This is a genomic window from Sediminicola arcticus, from assembly GCF_040566695.1.
Lineage (GTDB): Bacteria > Bacteroidota > Bacteroidia > Flavobacteriales > Flavobacteriaceae > Sediminicola > Sediminicola arcticus.
On sequence record NZ_JBEXAE010000001.1, the window covers coordinates 661,184 to 678,999 of the forward strand.

Consider the following 17,816-nt stretch of genomic DNA (forward strand, 5'->3'; position numbering starts at 1 on the left):
TTATGGACGTACAAATTAACCATTTGCCTGAAGAAGAAGTAATTTACATTGACCGTAGTGGTTTTTATAGAGGTGTATTGGCCTTGGTAAAAAAGCTATTTATGTTGTAAATTTCTTTTAAAAAAGAATCAAAGAGCAATGTCCATGACATTGCTCTTTTTTTATGCCTTTTTTCTTTATCTTCAAACGACTTTAGATAACTTATATTAGGAAATGGAATTACGGCTTCAGAAATGTGAAATAGATCAGTTGGCTTTTCTTGTTAGCCTTTCAAGAAATACTTTTGTTGACGCCTTTGAAAAGGATAACAATCCAGAAGACTTTGAAAATTATCTCGATTTTGCATTTAATCCAGATCGTATTGCTGACGAGGTTTTAGACGCAGATTCTGATTTTTATTTTGTATACCTTAATAAAGATGTTGTGGGTTATTTTAAGCTTAATCAACTACAGGTACAGACTGATATTAAGGATGATTACTCCTTAGAGTTAGAAAGAATTTATGTATTAAAAGAGTTTCAAGGTAAACAGATAGGAAGATGGATGCTGGAGGAGGTCAAGGCTCTGGCAAGGGAAAAAGAAAAAACTTTTGTTTGGTTAGGGGTTTGGGAGCATAATATAAAGGCAATAGCCTTTTATGAAACTTATGGATTCCAGAAATTTGGGACACACCCCTATTATATAGGCACGGACAAGCAAACCGATTGGTTGATGCGCATTAACATTATATAATAAGTATTTGCTAAATATTCTTAAATGAAAAAGGTAAAGAGAAAAGGTTTGATGCTGTTTGTTATTTGTGGGTTGGCAATTGTCTCAGCTAAGGCTCAGGCGCCATATTATTATCCCACAAAGAATGTGGCATGGCTGCAGAGGAGTGCCAAGGACTTCCAAATAACAAACGAGGCCTTAGATGGGGCAATAAATTTTGCTATGGCGAACGAATATACTGGTTCTAGAGATTTGCGTATAGCTATTCTCGATGGATTTAAAAGTGAACCATTTCATGATGTTTTGGGTCCTACAAAAAAGCGAGGAGGGCCTGCAGGGATGATTCTTAAAAATGGATATATCATTAAAACTTGGGGAGACACTAAAAGGGTAGATATGACTTTTAGTGTAACCAAAAGTTTTCTGTCCACCATGGCAGGCGTAGCCATAGACAAAGGTCTGATCGCCAATGTGGACGATAAGGTAGGCGATTATGTTTGGGATGGAACATTTGACGGAGAGCACAATAAAAAAATTAGTTGGAGGCATTTGTTACAGCAGAATTCCGACTGGTCCGGAGAACTTTGGGGAGGAAAGGATTGGGCCGACAGGCCCCCAAAAGAAGGAGGTTTGGATAATTGGAAATATAGAACGTTACAAGAACCAGGGACGGTTATGGAATATAACGATGTACGTGTGAATGTCCTTGCTTATGCCTTAACCCACGTATGGCGTAGACCTCTGCCTATGGTTCTTAAAACAGAAATAATGGATAAGATTGATGCTAGTACCACTTGGAGGTGGTTTGGCTATGATCATGCGTGGACCGAAATTGATGGAATCCAGATGAAATCAGTCACTGGGGGCGGTCATTCTGGAGCAGGTCTATTTATAAATACCGAAGATATGGCAAGGTTTGGGTTGTTGATTCTAAACGATGGTAAATGGAATAGCGAACAATTAATCAGTAAAACGTGGATCAAAGAAGCTGTTACACCCTCTGTTCCCAATCCAAATTATGGATTTATGTGGTGGTTGAATACCAAAGGGGATAGGAACTGGAAGCAATTATCAGATAAAATCTTTTATGCCGCCGGATTTGGAGGGAATTTTATTGTGATAGATAAAAAGAATGATGTTGTAGTGGTGACCCGATGGTTGGAGCCCTCAAAGATTGAAGAATTTATGCAGAAAGTTAATCAGGCCTTTAATTAAACTTTTAAAAGGATATCAATAGCACGCTTTAGTGTATCATCCGTTTTTGCAAAGCAGAAGCGCAGCTGTTGGTGGTCCATTTGGTCTAAGTTAAATCCAGAAACCGGAATACTGGCTATTTTATGGTCTATTGCTAGTCGTTTTGCATAGACAGTATCTGGTTCATGCGTTATTTTGCTATAATCAAGTAATTGAAAATACGTGCCCTGTGCAGGAGTAGAGGTAAATTTAGATCCTTCTAAGCCTTTATTGAAAAGATCCCTTTTGGATTGGTAAAAATCATTGAGCTCTAAATAATGCTCTGGAGTCTTCAAATACGTGGTCAATGCCTGCTGTAAGGGATGGTTGGCACAAAAGACATTAAATTGGTGTACTTTTTGAAATTCTTTCATCAATGCTACTGGGGCAACACAATATCCCATCTTCCAACCAGTAATATGAAAGGTTTTCCCAAAGGAGGCACAAATAAAGCTTCTAGAAGCCAAATCGGCAAAGGAACTTGCAGATTGATGTATTTGACCATCAAATATAATATGTTCATAAACTTCGTCACTCAATAGTATAATAGCAGTGTCCTTCAAAATTTCTTGTAAAGTCAACATGTCCTCTCTTGAGAAAATTTTTCCAGTGGGATTGTGAGGAGTGTTGATGATGATCATCTTAGTCCTAGAATTTATTTGTTCTCTGAAGCCTTCCCAATCCATTTTATACTCTTTGCCTTTAAGCTGCACGAACACAGGTACACCTCCATTCACTTCAATAGCCGGTTCGTAACAGTCATATGCAGGTTTTATCACAATGACTTCGTCATTAGGGCGAATAAAGGTAGAAATGGCCGTATAAATTGCTTGGGTAGCGCCAGCGGTTACTGTTATCTCAGTTTCAGGATGATAGTAGGTGCCATGTAGACTTTCGATCTTTTCAGAAATTACTTCCCTTAATGAAAGTATCCCTTGCATAGGAGCGTATTGGTTGAAATCTCCCTTCATAGCCTCGACAGCCAATTTGATGAGTAGGGGATCTGGAGCAAAATCAGGGAACCCTTGGGAAAGGTTTAAAGCATTTTGCTCAGTTGCTAAACGGGACATGGTGGTGAAAATAGTAGTTCCCACCTTTGGTAATTTACTGGTATTTGCTTGTTTGAAGGATTGCATAGATCGTATTGTGTCATAAATGTAGGATAATTTGGTGACATCTTTTGGACGTAAGAATAAGAGAATGGGTATTCTTCTTTACTTGACTTAAATGCCAGATAACCTGTTTCAAGCCTCTAAGCAACTCTTTTTAATTTTCTGTTCTCTAAATAGAATATCGTTTATCCTAAAATTTCCAATGTGGTATAAAAGAGTCATTCCTCAATGAAACAAAGCAGTTTGATGCGTTCTTTATGATATGCCTAATACATATCAAGGATCATTGATTTTTAAAAATACATGTAAACAAAAACCCCATTCCAAATAGGGATGGGGTTTTTTCTGATAGTTCAGAAAAATATAACGTAAAGGATTATCCTTTTAAATTAGCACTTAGATATTCTCTGTTCATCCTAGCGATGTTCTCCAAAGAGATTCCTTTTGGACATTCTACTTCACAGGCACCAGTATTGGTGCAATTACCAAATCCTTCAAGATCCATCTGACGAACCATGTTCTGAACCCTCTCAGTTGCCTCTACTTGTCCTTGTGGCAATAGTGCAAATTGGGATACTTTAGCCGAGGTAAACAACATTGCACTTGCATTTTTACAAGCTGCCACACAGGCTCCACATCCAATACAAGCCGCAGAATAAAAAGAGTCGTCTGCATTTTCTTTGTTAATCGGGATGGCATTGGCATCAACAGTGTTTCCAGAGGTGTTTACAGATATGTAACCACCAGCTTGTTGAATCCTATCAAAAGCGCTACGATCCACTATTAAATCTTTGATAACAGGAAAAGCTTTAGCTCTGAATGGCTCTATAACAATGGTATCTCCATCATTAAATTTACGCATATGCAATTGGCAGGTGGTCACCAAACGATCTGGACCATGGGGTTCCCCATTAATCTGCATGGAACAAGACCCACAAATACCTTCCCTACAATCATGGTCAAATTCTACAGGTTCTTCACCTTTAGTAATGAGGTCTTCATTAAGGATGTCCATCATTTCTAAAAAAGACATATCCCCATCAATACCATCAATAGGATAATTCTTAATTTGACCTTTTGTGCGGGCATCTTTCTGACGCCATATTTTTAAATTCAGCTTCATAGCTTTTGCTTTGTTGTTAGTAGTTGGCGGTAAGCACCATCAATAGCGGTAACCTATTTATAACTTCTTGTCTTCAATTCTATATTTTCGTATACCAAGTCTTCCTTGTGAAGAACGGCATCTTTTGGTTCGCCTTTGTATTCCCAGGCAGAAACAAACTTAAAGTTTTCATCGTCTCTTAAGGCTTCTCCTTCAGGAGTTTGGTATTCCTCACGAAAGTGACCACCACAAGATTCATTTCTTGCTAGGGCATCTTTTGCGAACAATTCCCCCAATTCCAAGAAATCTGCTACTCTACCAGCTTTTTCCAATTCTTGGTTTTTTGTTTCAGGGCTTCCAGGTACACGTACATTTTCCCAGAAATCTGCTCTTAGGGCAGAAATCTCATCGATGGCTTCTTGAAGTTCTATTGCATTACGGGACATTCCACACTTGTTCCACATGATTTTACCTAATTTCTTGTGGTAATAATCTACAGAATGTGTTCCCTTCCCAGCTTTTAATTTTTCAATCCTGTCACGTACTTCTTTTTCTGCTGCATCGAATTCAGCAGTGTCGGTAGGAATTTTACCAGTCCTAATGTCTTTGGACAGGTAATCACCAATGGTGTATGGCAATACGAAGTATCCATCTGCTAATCCTTGCATTAAAGCTGAAGCACCCAATCTATTTGCTCCGTGATCACTAAAGTTGGCCTCCCCAGCAGCATAGCAGCCTTCAATGGTGGTTTGTAGGTTATAATCAACCCAAAGTCCACCCATCGTGTAATGCACGGCTGGGTATATCTTCATAGGAGTTTTGTATGGATTTTCATCTACAATTTTTTCATACATCTGGAAAAGGTTACCGTATTTGGCTTCTACTACCTCTTCACCTAATTGACGAATGGTATCGTCATCCGCATCTTTTAATCCGGAGGTCAATGCCTTTTCAGTACCGTATCTTATGATAGCAGTTGCAAAATCCAAATACACGGCTTCTCCTGTTTTGTTTACACCAAAACCGGCATCACAACGTTCTTTCGATGCTCTCGAAGCGACGTCTCGTGGCACTAGGTTACCAAATGCTGGATATCTTCTTTCCAAGTAGTAATCCCTATCTTCCTCTTTAAGTTGTGTTGGTTTCAATTGACCATTTCTTATGGCTTCTGCATCTTTTTTATGCTTAGGTACCCAGATACGTCCATCGTTTCTCAACGATTCTGACATTAATGTTAGTTTTGATTGATGATCACCAGAGACAGGAATACATGTAGGGTGAATTTGGGTGAAACACGGATTTGCAAAGTAAGCTCCTCTTCTGTGTGCTCTCCAAGCGGCCATTACATTACTTCCCATAGCATTGGTAGAAAGGAAAAATACGTTTCCGTATCCTCCAGAGGCTAATACCACGGCATGTGCAGAATGACGCTCTATTTCACCTGTAACCAGGTTGCGGGCAATAATTCCACGGGCTTTCCCATCAATCTTTACCAAATCCATCATCTCATGACGGTTGAATGATTCAATCTTACCCCTGTGTATTTGTCTGTTCATGGCAGAATAGGCACCAAGCAATAATTGCTGTCCTGTTTGCCCTTTAGCGTAGAAAGTACGTGAAACAAGTACCCCTCCAAAAGAACGGTTGTCTAACAACCCACCATATTCGCGTGCAAAAGGAACACCTTGTGCTACACATTGGTCTATAATATTTCCAGAAACTTCAGCTAATCGATAAACGTTAGCTTCACGGGAACGGTAATCCCCTCCTTTTACAGTATCGTAAAATAAACGGTAGTTACTATCACCATCTCCCTGATAATTTTTTGATGCATTAATACCTCCTTGGGCAGCAATGGAGTGTGCCCTTCTTGGAGAATCCTGATAACAGAAAGTCTTTACATTATAACCAAGTTCGGCCAGGGTTGCAGCAGCAGAGCCTCCAGCAAGTCCAGTACCAACAACGATAACGTCTATATTTCGTTTGTTGGCTGGGTTGACAAGGTCAATTTTGTTTTTATGATTTGTCCATTTGTCGGCCAAAGGACCGGATGGAGCTTTTGAATCCAATATTCCCATAATTAATGTATAATTGGGTTAAAGTGATGGTATAAAGCGATAAAAGCAAATCCTAATGGGATGCCGATCGCATATATCTTTGTGAATTTTTTAATGGCTGGAGAATATTTGTTGTTTAACCCCATAGTTTGAAAGGAAGAAGCGAAGCCGTGCAATAAATGTAATGCCAACAGTCCGAAGGAAATAACATATAAAACCGTACGCCAAATAGGCTCAAATTTCTCTACTGTTTCCGCGTAGTACCTCGTTGGATCTTGAGGATTGCTTTCTATGTATTTATAGGTCATTTCATGTACCCAGAAGTCATAAAAGTGTAATGCTAAGAAAGCCAAGATCACGGCACCTGAAATAATCATATTTCTAGATATCCATGGGGCGTTAGAACCTCCGTTGTACTTTACATACTTAATCCCTCTTGCTTTATTGTTCTGGATTTCCAAAACAAATCCCATTACAAAATGAACGATTACCCCTGCTATCAAAATTGGCTGAAGTAGGTATTGCACCAATGGATTGTAGCCCATAAAGTGCGACCACGAGTTAAAGGTGTCGGGCGCTATTACCGAAGTAATATTAATAGTAAAATGTTGCCCAAGAAATAAGACCAAAAAAAGGCCAGATAAAGCCATTATTACTTTTCTGGCGATAGATGATTTTGTCAAACCACTCATTAGTTATTAGTTTTAAAGACAAATTTACAGCAGAACGGAGTTATTAACAAACTTTAGACCGTATTACTGCTATTATTTAGAACCAGTTTAAAGAATTTTTCAGCAAGTTTAAGTTTTAAGGCGAAAACGATTTAGTTTTTTGGAAAATGTTCAACAAAAGTAGATTACAATCTTCATCTTTTTTGTGAGCTTGTTAATAGTTTAAGGAACAGATTGGTTCCCTTTTTAGAAGATATTTTCTGAGAACTTTTGAACTAAACCTTTGGAAGGCTTATTTTTGAGGTCAAATTTATAATGCTAGGAAAAATACCTAGCCAGTAGTGTAAGCGATTAAGAAAATGGACCTAGTAAAAGAAAATAAGGATATCGTAATTAGGGGAGAACGTGTGGCTCCTGGTCAACAGAAATTGTTACATATAAATATAGACCGACTTCCTACGGGAACATTAATAGACATCCCTATTTACGTATTCAATGGAAAAGAACCTGGGCCTACTGTTCTTATTCAGGCAGGGCTTCATGGGGATGAGATCAATGGTATAGAAATTGTAAGACGTATGTTGCACAAAAAATATTTCAAGGTGAAGAAAGGCGCTGTTTTGGTGGTGCCCTTATTAAATGTTTTTGGGTTTATACATTTTTCCCGTGATGTCCCAGATGGTAAGGATGTGAACAGAAGTTTCCCTGGAAGTAAAACTGGTTCTTTGGCAAGTAGAATAGCCCATCATTATACTTCGGAAATATTTCCCCAAATAGATTATGGAATAGATCTTCACACTGGAGGTGCCCGCCATAATAACTTTCCTCAGGTACGATATACCGAAGGGGACGAGGCCAGTAAACAAATAGCAGATATTTTTAATGCCCCACTGACTTTTTCTTCAGACCTAATTAGTAAATCCTTTCGGAAAGCCTCTTTTAGGAAGGGGATCCCAACTATAGTATATGAAGCAGGGGAAAGCATGCGTTTTGATGATTTTGCCATTAAAAGGGGAATTCAAGGCATTCTGAATGTGCTTATTAATTTTGAAATGATAGACAGAATCAATCCATTATTAAAGAAACAAGAGCGAAGCAAACATCTCTTATCCAAAAAATGGCTGCGTGCCCCAACGGCAGGGATGTTCATCCCAAAGATTACCAATGGCTCTGAGATCAATAAAGGACAGGTACTTGGAATTGTTGCGGATACTTTTGCTACCTATAACAAGGAAATAAAGGCTCCCTATGATGGGTATGTATTTTGTATTAATAATCAGGCAGTGGTGAATCAGGGGGATGCCCTTTTTCATGTTGGAAAATAAGGAAGTTTTTAAGAGTCTTGTATAGAATTAAAAAGCCCCGATTTATCAGGTTCGGGGCTTGTCTAATTTAAAAAGTATTCTACAAGAGCTATTTTAATTCGAAACTTACTTTTTCTATGCTGCCATTTCCAGAAACTTCGAGGGTGTATTTTCCTTTCGGCAAATAAGTTTTACCATCTCCAGCTTCTTTCAGTTCCATTTTGTGTTTCTTTAAAAATGCCGATTTACCAGCTTTGGAAAAGGCTACGTCGTACGAAAGCACATTAAAACCTTTTTCGGCATCAATTTGTGCCTGACTTACTTCTATACCGCCATCGTTCAAAACTTTGGCCGTTAAGCTTCCAGGTTTAGCAGTGTAAAAAGTAAGGTCTATACCAGGGGTACTTGGTTTGGACCAAGAGCTCCACGAATTGCCCCATCTTTCGGAATGTTTGATATCTTCTACCTTGAACACGACCAGGCTTTTATTTAGATCCCCTGCCTTCATTTGTTGCAAATGGCCAATATGAGTCTTGTAAATACTACGCCCATGAGTACCTACTAATAAGTGTTTTGCTTTTGCTTGTATCCTAAGGTCGTGTACTGCCACTTTTGGAAGTCCCTCAGAAAATGCCTCCCATGAAGTTCCTTGGTCAAAAGAAACATAAACCCCATTATCGGTAGCAACAAATAATAAATTTTCATTTTCTGGGTCTTCTATGATTGCGTTGACCGGTGAGGCTGGAATATTACCGGCAATGTTCTTCCAAGTTTTTCCATAGTCATTACTCATATACATGTAGGGCGTAAAGTTGTCCCATCTGTATCCGTTTAAGGTGGCAAAAACCCTTTCTTTTTTATGTTGAGAAGCTACAATACGGCTTACCCAAAGTTCAGCAGGTTTGTCTGTACCCATAGGGTTTAGGCTTTCCCAGCTATTACCCCCATTCTGGGTTACTTGAATAATGCCGTCATCACTACCCGTATAGATGAGTCCAAATTTAAAGGGAGATTCTGAAATGGTAGCTATGGTACCGTAGGCAACATTTCCTTTTTTGCCTCCATTCGTAAGGTCTCCTGATATGGTTTCCCAATCAGTACCTTGGTTCATGGATCGGTGGAGTTTATTACTACCCATATAAAGGATATCTTGATTGTGGGGAGAAAGTAAAATTGGGGTCTGCCAGTTAAAGCGATATGGGGTTTCCCCTAATTCATGTTTTGGTTGAATATACGTGCGTTTTTTGTTTTCCAAATCCAATCTGTAATAGTTGCCAAATTGAGATCCAGTATAGACTATATGATGGTTTCTGGAGTCTATTTGCACCTGCATTCCATCTCCGCCCATGATAGATTTCCAAGGGTATTGTCCGTCTTGGTGCCACTCTGTGTTCTCTTCGGCATTGTGAGCACCTACCCAAACGCCGTTATCTTGGAGTCCGCCGTAAACATTATAAGGTTCTTCATTGTCCACATTAATATAGTAGAACTGCCCAACAGATGGGGAGTTGTTCTTAATCCAATTGGCGCCATCATCGTAAGAGATATTAACTCCCCCATCATTCCCGTTCACAATATGCCCTGACATCTTTGGATTTATCCAAATGGAATGGTGGTCAGAGTGAACGTTGTCCCCATTTATGGAAGTATACGTTTTTCCGCCATCATCAGATTTTATGATGGGCACACCAGCCAAATAAATCTTATCCTTATTATTGGGGTCAACTGCAACCTGTGCAAAATAATAGCCATAGCTATAAAACAGATCGTTAATATATTCTTCATTCCTCTTCTTCCACGTTTTTCCACCATCATCACTTCTATAAACTTCCGCGCCTACTACGGGAGTGTCAAACATTATAGAATTAGCATCCTCTAAGTAGTTGGCGATATCAATAGGTTTTACAGTGCCACTTTCCACCAATTGTTTTACATTATTGGCCCTGTATTTTTCTTGAAATCCATTTGTTTTTAAAAATTCATTCAATTTTTTGTCTTCTAATTTAAGGAAAGCTTCGCTGCTCATAGTTTTAAAATCCTCTTTGATCAGACCTTCTGACTTCTTTTCGGACTCATTCATTTTTTCACGCCTAAATTGACTATCGTGCACGGCATAAACTGTGTTTTCATCAAAAACAGCTAAACCTATCCTACCAACGCCTTCGCCGGTTGGAAATCCGCTTTGAGGCGTGGAAACCTTGTTCCAAGAAGTTCCCCCGTCCGTACTTTTATATATTCCGGAACCATTACCATTACCAATAAAATCCCATGCCTTTCTATCTTTTTCCCAAGAAGCCGCGTATTGGATATTAAAATTATTTGGAGCCATGGCCACATCTATGATACCTGTATCTTTGGACACAAAAAGAGTTTTGTTCCAAGTTTTTCCACCATCTGTGGTTTTATAGATACCGCGCTCATCATTTGGTGAGTATAAATGTCCAGTTACACCTACTATTACCTCGTTTGGATTAGCAGGGTTTAAGATTATTCTCCCAATATGGTGGGAGTCCTCTAATCCCATTTGTTGCCACGTTTTCCCTTTGTCAACAGATTTTAGGAGTCCGATACCTGCGTAGGAAGAACGTGAGGCATTATTTTCTCCAGTACCCACCCAAATGTTTCCCGTCTTCCAGTCAACAGCGATATCCCCCACATTTTGGGTGAGACTATTGTCCATGATAGGGGTAAATGTTGTTCCATTGTTATTGGTATACCACAACCCGCCAGAGGCATAGCCCACGTAAAATTCGGTCGGGTTGCTAGGATTGACATCAATATCCACCACACGACCACTCATGATGGTAGGACCTATATTTTTAAAAGGAATATTTTTCACTAAGGAATTATCATCCCTAGACTCCTTCTGTTGGAGGGCTTTTTGAATTTCTGTCTTGGGCGTTGGAGCCATTTGAGCGGCACCAATTGCTGTGGATACCAAAATAACGGATAAGAATAGTTTTTTCATTGAAGTGTAGTAAGTTAAAGAATAGGGGGTAAGTTAAGCAATTTGTTTCATTGTCAAAACTGTTTGTGTAGGGTGGGTATCTGGATGGTTCAAAAGCTATATGTCTATTAAGACAAAAGTTAAAGAACTTTAATAATACGCCGCTTTTTTTTGATTGGATATTGATTTCGCTACTTTTGGGATTATCGAGGATATTGTAGAAATACTTTAAAAAGAAGTTGTGAAAAGCACCTGCTCTTTTAGGGCCTTTGTAATTAAAGAAGTAATCAAGACAAACAGATGAAATACGATCTTATACCCAATTCATTATTTATTAAAAATCGGAAAAAATTTATGGCTCAAATGAAGCCAAAGAGTATTGCGGTTTTCAATTCCAATGATGTATACCCCATAGGTGCAGACAGTACCTTGGCCTTTGAACAACATAGAGATATTTTTTATCTAAGTGGAGCCGATCAGGAAGAAACCATATTGCTGCTTTTTCCAGATGCGTTGGATACAAAACATAGGGAAATCTTGTTCGTGACCGAGACCAATGCCCATATTGCTGTTTGGGAAGGAGAAAAACTAACCAAGGAAAAAGCTACAGAAGTCTCAGGAATACAAACTATTTATTGGTTGAGTGATTTCGATAAGATATTTTTTGACCTTATGACAGAGGCCGAAATTATTTACTTGAATACTAATGAGCATTACCGTCAAGCCGTGGTCACCGAAACACGTGAAGATCGTTTCATTCAAAAATGCAAGCTAAACTTCCCAGCCCACCTATGGGCAAAAAGCAATCCGATTCTACAGGAAATCAGGGGGATTAAAGAGCCTGAGGAATTAGATATCATGCAGACCGCATGTAATATTACAGACAAGGGCTTTAGAAGGTTGTTGGGTTTTGTAAAACCAGGAGTTTGGGAATACGAGATAGAGGCAGAGCTGATGCACGAATTTTTAAGGAATAAATCCAAAGGATTTGCCTACACTCCTATCATCGCTTCAGGCAACAATGCCAATGTGCTACACTACGTAGTCAATAACCAACAGTGCAAGGATGGCGATTTATTGTTAATGGATGTTGCTGCAGAATATGCTAATTATTCCAGTGATCTTAGTAGGACCATCCCTGTTAACGGAAAATTTACAGACCGTCAAAAAGCTGTTTACCAAGCGGTGCTTCGAGTTAAAAAGGAGGCAACCAAGATGTTGGTGCCCGGAACTATTTGGGCAGAATACCATAAAGAAGTAGGACACCTGATGACCTCTGAACTTCTTGGTTTAGGATTGTTGGACAAGGCCGATGTGCAAAATGAAACTAAAGATTGGCCTGCCTATAAGAAATACTTTATGCATGGTACAAGTCATCATATTGGATTGAATACCCATGATTATGGTCTATTAAAAACTCCAATGAAGGCGAATATGGTTTTCACGGTGGAACCTGGAATTTATATTCCTAAAGAAGGTTTTGGAATCCGCTTGGAAGATGATGTAGTTATCCAAGAAAAAGGGGAGCCTTTTAATTTAATGGCCAATATCCCCATTGAAGTTGAAGAGATTGAGTCGATAATGAATCAATAAATCTTTCAGATATAGTTTAGCTTTAAGTTGAGTTAAAAATGAGGGGCTTTTTTAGTCCCTCATTTCTTATTTAAGAAATCACTTTCCTAGGGTTTTTTGGGGGCTGATTTTTAATAAGATTCACGATTATAAAAGTAACAAAAGCAGGCAAGACCCATCCCAGACTATAATCGCTTAATGGAATAAAGGGGTTTATCTTTTCCATATAAGTCCCAAGGCTTATGCTGTTCATAAAGTCGGGAACACTAAAAATGGTAGTCATTAATATCACTGCTTTAAAAACAAAGGCCGAGGCCCATTTCTCTGGCACCACATTCAATAAGATTAATACTATAGTTATAGGATATATAAACATGAGGGCGGGCAATGCCACTGCTATGATATAGGCCACATCAAATTGCCCCATGAGGACTCCTAAAAGACATCCAATGACTGCAGTGATATTATAGGCAAGTTGTGATTCTGAAAATCTTGATTTTATAAAGTCGGCAGTACCTGTTACTATTCCTACCGCTGTAGTAAAACAAGCCAAGCTCACTAAAAGGCTTAAAAAAAGGTTGGCAGTACCGCCGAGGGTTTTAATACTAATACCGGTCAGTAAAGCTACACGGGTGATTTCAGGATCAAAACTGTCGAACATCAAGGTTCCGGTAAAAATCAATCCTGCATAGATCAAAAAGAGGGCTAAGCCTCCCAACCACCCTGCGCGCCGGATAAGACTTCTTTTTTCAGCGTAGGAAGCAGTACTCTTTAAATTGATGGAAACAATGATCACACCTCCTACAACTACCGCGCCTATGGCATCAAATGTCTGGTAGCCTTCCAAAATTGCATCGGTAAAAGGACTTTTGAATAGGGAAATTCCAAAATTATAATCATATGAGAATAATGTAATCCCTATAATCAAAAGCAGAATTAAGATAATAGCGGGCGTAAGCAATTTCCCAAGGATATCCAGTAATTTGGAACGGTTCATGACAAAAAGAAACACTAGGCCAAAATAAATAATACTGGTAAGTAGGTAAGGGGTGTGAAAGAATGGTTGGATAGCAATCTCATGGGTAACGGATGCCGTCCTTGGGGAGGGCAAGCTAATGGAGATGGCGTAAATAATTAAGGAATAGACTAAGCTGAATGTTGGGGACACTTTTTTTCCGAAATCGAAGATGGTTCCCTGTAGTTTGGCGTGGGCCATAATGCCCATTATGGGAATAAGGACTGCGGAGATGCAGAACCCAAGGGTGACCAACCACCAAAGATTGCCGGATTTAAAGCCCAATAAGGATGGTAAAATTAAATTTCCTGCTCCAAAAAATAGCGAAAATAGGGCAAAGGCAGTGATTAAGGTTTCTTTGGTCTTATTCATATTTGATATAAAAATCGACCGAAAGATAGTGGAAATTCAAATACTGTAAAACGTGTAATTCATCGGATGAAAATTGGGCTTTTTTAGAAAAAAAGGAACGTTCATCGAAAAAAGTAAAAAAAACATCCGTTTTATCAAATATAACCGTAACTAGAGACGTTGTTAAATGAAAGCAGTTCAATGAGTTGCTATTACCCCGAAGAAACCTAGTCTAATTTTTGCATTTAAGGCCCCAAACCGATCCAATGCACACCTAAAACACCTACATTATGAAAAAAGTATTTTCTAACTACGGCTCAAAGCTCAACTCCTTTTGCTGCGGCATTTTTGGACATCACTACGCGGTATCAAAAAGAGTTACCTTTCACATTAAGGAGTATAAATGTATCCACTGTCAAAATGAAATGACCACGGATGTTAGTGGTAATCTTTCTAGGTTGACACCTGAACGACAGGATATCAACAATACCCTTGAACATTTATATCAGAAAAGGCATAGGACTACTGCTCAGCAGGTAGCCTAATCAGTCATTGGAAAACGAATTCCAGCCCTGAGCGGTCAAAGGAATTTTTGTATTATTCCTGGAGATTAAATGCGCCCCTTCGTTTTGATCTGTCATGTGCCCCACGACAGTTAAATTGGGATTGCCTTTTATTTTCAGGAATTCTTTTTGATCTATAGTGAACAAAAGCTCGTAGTCCTCACCTCCACTGAGCGCAACCATGGTGCTGTCAATGTTAAATTCCTCACAGGCAGCTATTACAGTAGGATCTAAAGGAATTTTATCCTCGTATAAATTACATCCTACCCCACTCTGCTTACATAAATGCAATATTTCCGACGAAAGTCCGTCACTTATATCGATCATAGAGGTGGGTTTTACACCTAGGGTTTCCAATATTTTAACAATATCCTCTCTAGCCTCTGGTTTTAATTGGCGCTCTACAATATAAGTATACATAGAAAGGTCTGGATTGCTATGAGGGTTCACTTTAAAGACCTCTTTTTCCCGCTCCAAGACCTGTAACCCACAATAGGCGGCTCCCAAATCCCCAGAAACTACCAAGAGGTCGTTTGGTTTTGCGCCATTTCTGTAGGTGATATTTTCTTCTATTGCCTCTCCAATGGCGGTGATGCTGACCAACATACCCTTGGTAGACGAAGTGGTATCTCCGCCTACAACATCTACTTTGTATAATTCGGCAGCTAGGGCAACGCCACTATAAAACTCTTCCAAAGCCTCTAATGGAAAACGGTTGGAAACAGCCATGGAAACAGTTATTTGGGTAGGTTTAGCATTCATGGCATAAATATCGGATAGGTTCACCATCACGGATTTGTAGCCTAAGTGTTTAAGAGGCATATAGCTGAGGTCAAAATGAACACCTTCAATTAATAAATCCGTTGAAATAATGGCCTTCTTATCTTTAAAATCCAAGACTGCAGCATCATCGCCAATTCCTTTGATTGAGGATTCGTTTTTTAGGGTGAAATTTTTGGTCAGGTGTTCTATCAATCCAAATTCTCCCAAAGACTCCAACGATGTTTTTTCTGTGTTTTTATTTTCAAGCATGCTGCAAAAATAAGTAGGATAAATGTGATAAAGAACCTTTTATATCCATAAACTACTAATGTTTTCATAAACAAGTGAATAACGGTATGATAATTTTGTAAGTTACCGATTAAGGAAAATGGTTTTACTTGCGAATTCTAGTAATTTTAGGAGCCTTTCTTCGACCAATTGAAATAGATAAAGTTTATACAGTAATTCGTTATAATAATGGTAGGAAGTATGGCAAAACCTTACATATACACTATATTTGTAAATTATTTAGAATAAATCCAATTAGATATGATTAAAGTATCGGAAACGGCTAAAAATAGAGTGGTCTCTCTAATGACTGAGGGCGGCTATAACGCGGAAAAGGATTATGTCCGCGTGGGCGTAAAAAGCGGAGGTTGCAGTGGCTTGTCCTACGACCTAACTTTTGACAATAAAATTGAGGAATCAGATAAAATATTTGAGGATAACGCCGTAAAAATCATTGTGGATAAAAAGAGCTTTTTGTACCTGGTGGGAACTACCTTGGAATACTCAGGGGGTCTTAATGGGAAAGGGTTTGTATTCAATAATCCTAATGCACAGAGGACCTGTGGATGTGGCGAAAGCTTTTCATTGTAACAAGAGTTTGCGGAATAAACAATAATATGTAAAATCCCTTTTTGGGAGTAAATTTGCTAATATGGCATATACAGAGGAAGAATTAAAGAAGGAGCTGGAGACCAAAGAATATGAATATGGTTTTTACACGGATATAGAATCGGACACCTTTCCAAAAGGTCTTAACGAAGAAATTGTTGTGGCCATTTCTAGAAAGAAAGAGGAGCCACAATGGATGACCGACTGGAGATTGGAAGCTTTCCGTGCTTGGAAGGAAATGATAGAACCGGAATGGGCCAATGTCCATTACACCAAACCTGATTTCCAAAATATTTCATATTATTCAGCGCCGAACAAAAAGCCTAAATATGACAGTTTGGATGAGGTAGATCCTGAATTATTGGAGACCTTCAAAAAATTGGGGATCTCTGTGGATGAGCAAAAAATGCTTTCAGGGGTTGCTGTTGATATTGTTATGGATTCGGTTTCAGTAGCTACAACTTTTAAAAAGACTTTGGGAGAAAAAGGAATTATTTTCTGCTCTATTTCAGAGGCTATTAGGGAACATCCCGAATTGGTGCGTAAGCATTTAGGAACAGTTGTGCCTCAAAAGGATAACTATTATGCCGCATTGAATTCTGCGGTATTTTCCGATGGGTCATTCTGCTATATCCCTAAGGGGGTTCGTTGCCCAATGGAGCTTTCTACTTACTTTAGGATCAACCAAGCCGGTACTGGCCAGTTCGAGAGAACGTTGGTGGTAGCGGATGAAGGAAGTTATGTTAGTTACTTGGAAGGGTGTACCGCACCGTCCAGAGATGAAAACCAATTACATGCCGCAGTAGTAGAACTTATTGCTATGGACGATGCGGAAATAAAATATTCTACCGTGCAAAACTGGTTCCCCGGAAATAAAGAAGGAAAAGGAGGGGTTTACAATTTTGTAACCAAAAGAGGTTTGTGTGAAAAAAATGCCAAAATTTCCTGGACACAGGTAGAAACCGGTTCTGCGGTAACTTGGAAATACCCTTCTTGTATTTTGAAAGGGGACAACTCTATTGGAGAATTTTATTCTATCGCCGTAACCAATAACCATCAACAAGCGGACACAGGAACCAAAATGATCCACTTAGGAAAGAATACTAGAAGTACTATTATTTCCAAAGGTATTTCTGCAGGGAAATCTCAAAACAGTTACCGAGGTTTGGTACAGGTAAATAGTAGGGCAGAAAACGCCAGAAACTTTTCACAGTGCGATTCCCTATTAATGGGTAACGAATGTGGGGCCCATACCTTCCCGTATATTGAGGTTAAAAACAAAACAGCCCAGATAGAACACGAGGCCACGACCAGTAAGATTGGAGAAGACCAGATTTTCTATTGCAACCAGAGGGGTATCAATACCGAAAAAGCCATCGCCCTTATCGTGAACGGCTTTAGCAAGGAGGTATTGAACAAGTTGCCGATGGAATTTGCAGTGGAAGCACAAAAATTATTGGAAATCAGTTTAGAAGGATCTGTAGGATAAATTAAAGGCGATGCAATTTCTAGAACGCGT

14 protein-coding genes are annotated in these 17,816 nt (G+C 39.1%); 7 read left to right on the top strand and 7 right to left on the bottom strand.

Going from position 1 to position 17,816, the window contains the following annotated elements; translation table 11 throughout:
• The first annotated feature begins 213 nt into the window (after positions 1-213).
• Positions 214-732 (top strand): GNAT family N-acetyltransferase, encoded by a 519-nt coding sequence (locus ABXZ36_RS02955; protein ID WP_354613974.1) that lies wholly within the window; start codon positions 214-216, stop codon positions 730-732.
• Positions 733-756: 24 nt separating this feature from the next.
• On the top strand, positions 757-1,926 hold the full coding sequence (locus ABXZ36_RS02960) for a serine hydrolase domain-containing protein (protein ID WP_354613975.1): 1,170 nt from the start codon (positions 757-759) through the stop codon (positions 1,924-1,926).
• Here the strand turns inward: ABXZ36_RS02960 and ABXZ36_RS02965 are convergent.
• The 4 genes from ABXZ36_RS02965 to ABXZ36_RS02980 form a co-directional block, all read right to left on the bottom strand.
• Positions 1,923-3,080 carry a methionine aminotransferase gene (locus ABXZ36_RS02965; protein ID WP_354613976.1) on the bottom strand — a complete coding sequence of 386 codons (1,158 nt, stop codon included), beginning with the start codon at positions 3,078-3,080 and terminating at the stop codon, positions 1,923-1,925. The two genes, ABXZ36_RS02960 and ABXZ36_RS02965, sit on opposite strands and share 4 nt — an antisense overlap.
• Positions 3,081-3,432: 352 nt before the next feature.
• Positions 3,433-4,179 carry a succinate dehydrogenase/fumarate reductase iron-sulfur subunit gene (locus ABXZ36_RS02970; RefSeq protein WP_354613977.1) on the bottom strand — a complete coding sequence of 249 codons (747 nt, stop codon included), beginning with the start codon at positions 4,177-4,179 and terminating at the stop codon, positions 3,433-3,435.
• Between the two features lie 53 nt (positions 4,180-4,232).
• The gene (locus ABXZ36_RS02975) at positions 4,233-6,236 is read right to left on the bottom strand and encodes a fumarate reductase/succinate dehydrogenase flavoprotein subunit (RefSeq protein ID WP_354613978.1); all 2,004 of its coding nucleotides are present in this window, start codon (positions 6,234-6,236) and stop codon (positions 4,233-4,235) included.
• Between the two features lie 2 nt (positions 6,237-6,238).
• Positions 6,239-6,907, bottom strand: a complete 669-nt coding sequence (locus ABXZ36_RS02980; RefSeq protein ID WP_354613979.1) for a succinate dehydrogenase cytochrome b subunit — start codon at positions 6,905-6,907, stop codon at positions 6,239-6,241.
• 338 nt (positions 6,908-7,245) lie between these two features.
• Here ABXZ36_RS02980 and ABXZ36_RS02985 point away from each other — a divergent pair, with 338 nt between their 5' ends.
• Positions 7,246-8,211, top strand: coding sequence for a succinylglutamate desuccinylase/aspartoacylase family protein (locus ABXZ36_RS02985; protein ID WP_354613980.1), 966 nt, complete (start codon positions 7,246-7,248; stop codon positions 8,209-8,211).
• A gap of 88 nt (positions 8,212-8,299) precedes the next feature.
• Here ABXZ36_RS02985 and ABXZ36_RS02990 read toward each other — a convergent pair whose 3' ends face one another.
• Positions 8,300-11,158 (bottom strand): VPS10 domain-containing protein, encoded by a 2,859-nt coding sequence (locus ABXZ36_RS02990; RefSeq protein WP_354613981.1) that lies wholly within the window; start codon positions 11,156-11,158, stop codon positions 8,300-8,302.
• 279 nt (positions 11,159-11,437) lie between these two features.
• Here ABXZ36_RS02990 and ABXZ36_RS02995 point away from each other — a divergent pair, with 279 nt between their 5' ends.
• Positions 11,438-12,730: an aminopeptidase P family protein gene (locus ABXZ36_RS02995; protein WP_354613982.1), complete on the top strand. Its 1,293-nt coding sequence runs from the start codon at positions 11,438-11,440 to the stop codon at positions 12,728-12,730.
• A 70-nt stretch (positions 12,731-12,800) separates the two neighbouring features.
• Here the strand turns inward: ABXZ36_RS02995 and brnQ are convergent, their stop codons facing one another.
• Entirely contained in the window at positions 12,801-14,096 is a 1,296-nt protein-coding gene (brnQ, locus tag ABXZ36_RS03000; RefSeq protein WP_354613983.1) for a branched-chain amino acid transport system II carrier protein, read from the bottom strand.
• A 269-nt stretch (positions 14,097-14,365) separates the two neighbouring features.
• Here brnQ and ABXZ36_RS03005 point away from each other — a divergent pair, with 269 nt between their 5' ends.
• On the top strand, positions 14,366-14,620 hold the full coding sequence (locus ABXZ36_RS03005; RefSeq protein ID WP_354613984.1) for a DUF1660 family phage protein: 255 nt from the start codon (positions 14,366-14,368) through the stop codon (positions 14,618-14,620).
• Here ABXZ36_RS03005 and thiL read toward each other — a convergent pair whose 3' ends face one another.
• Positions 14,621-15,670 carry a thiamine-phosphate kinase gene (thiL, locus tag ABXZ36_RS03010; protein ID WP_354613985.1) on the bottom strand — a complete coding sequence of 350 codons (1,050 nt, stop codon included), beginning with the start codon at positions 15,668-15,670 and terminating at the stop codon, positions 14,621-14,623.
• A gap of 279 nt (positions 15,671-15,949) precedes the next feature.
• On the opposite strand from thiL, the gene ABXZ36_RS03015 reads away from it, so the two are divergent.
• A complete protein-coding gene (locus ABXZ36_RS03015; RefSeq protein ID WP_354613986.1) occupies positions 15,950-16,279 on the top strand; it encodes a HesB/IscA family protein in 330 nt (109 codons plus the stop codon).
• A 61-nt stretch (positions 16,280-16,340) separates the two neighbouring features.
• Entirely contained in the window at positions 16,341-17,786 is a 1,446-nt protein-coding gene (sufB, locus tag ABXZ36_RS03020; RefSeq protein WP_354613987.1) for a Fe-S cluster assembly protein SufB, read from the top strand.
• Positions 17,787-17,816: the final 30 nt, after the last annotated feature.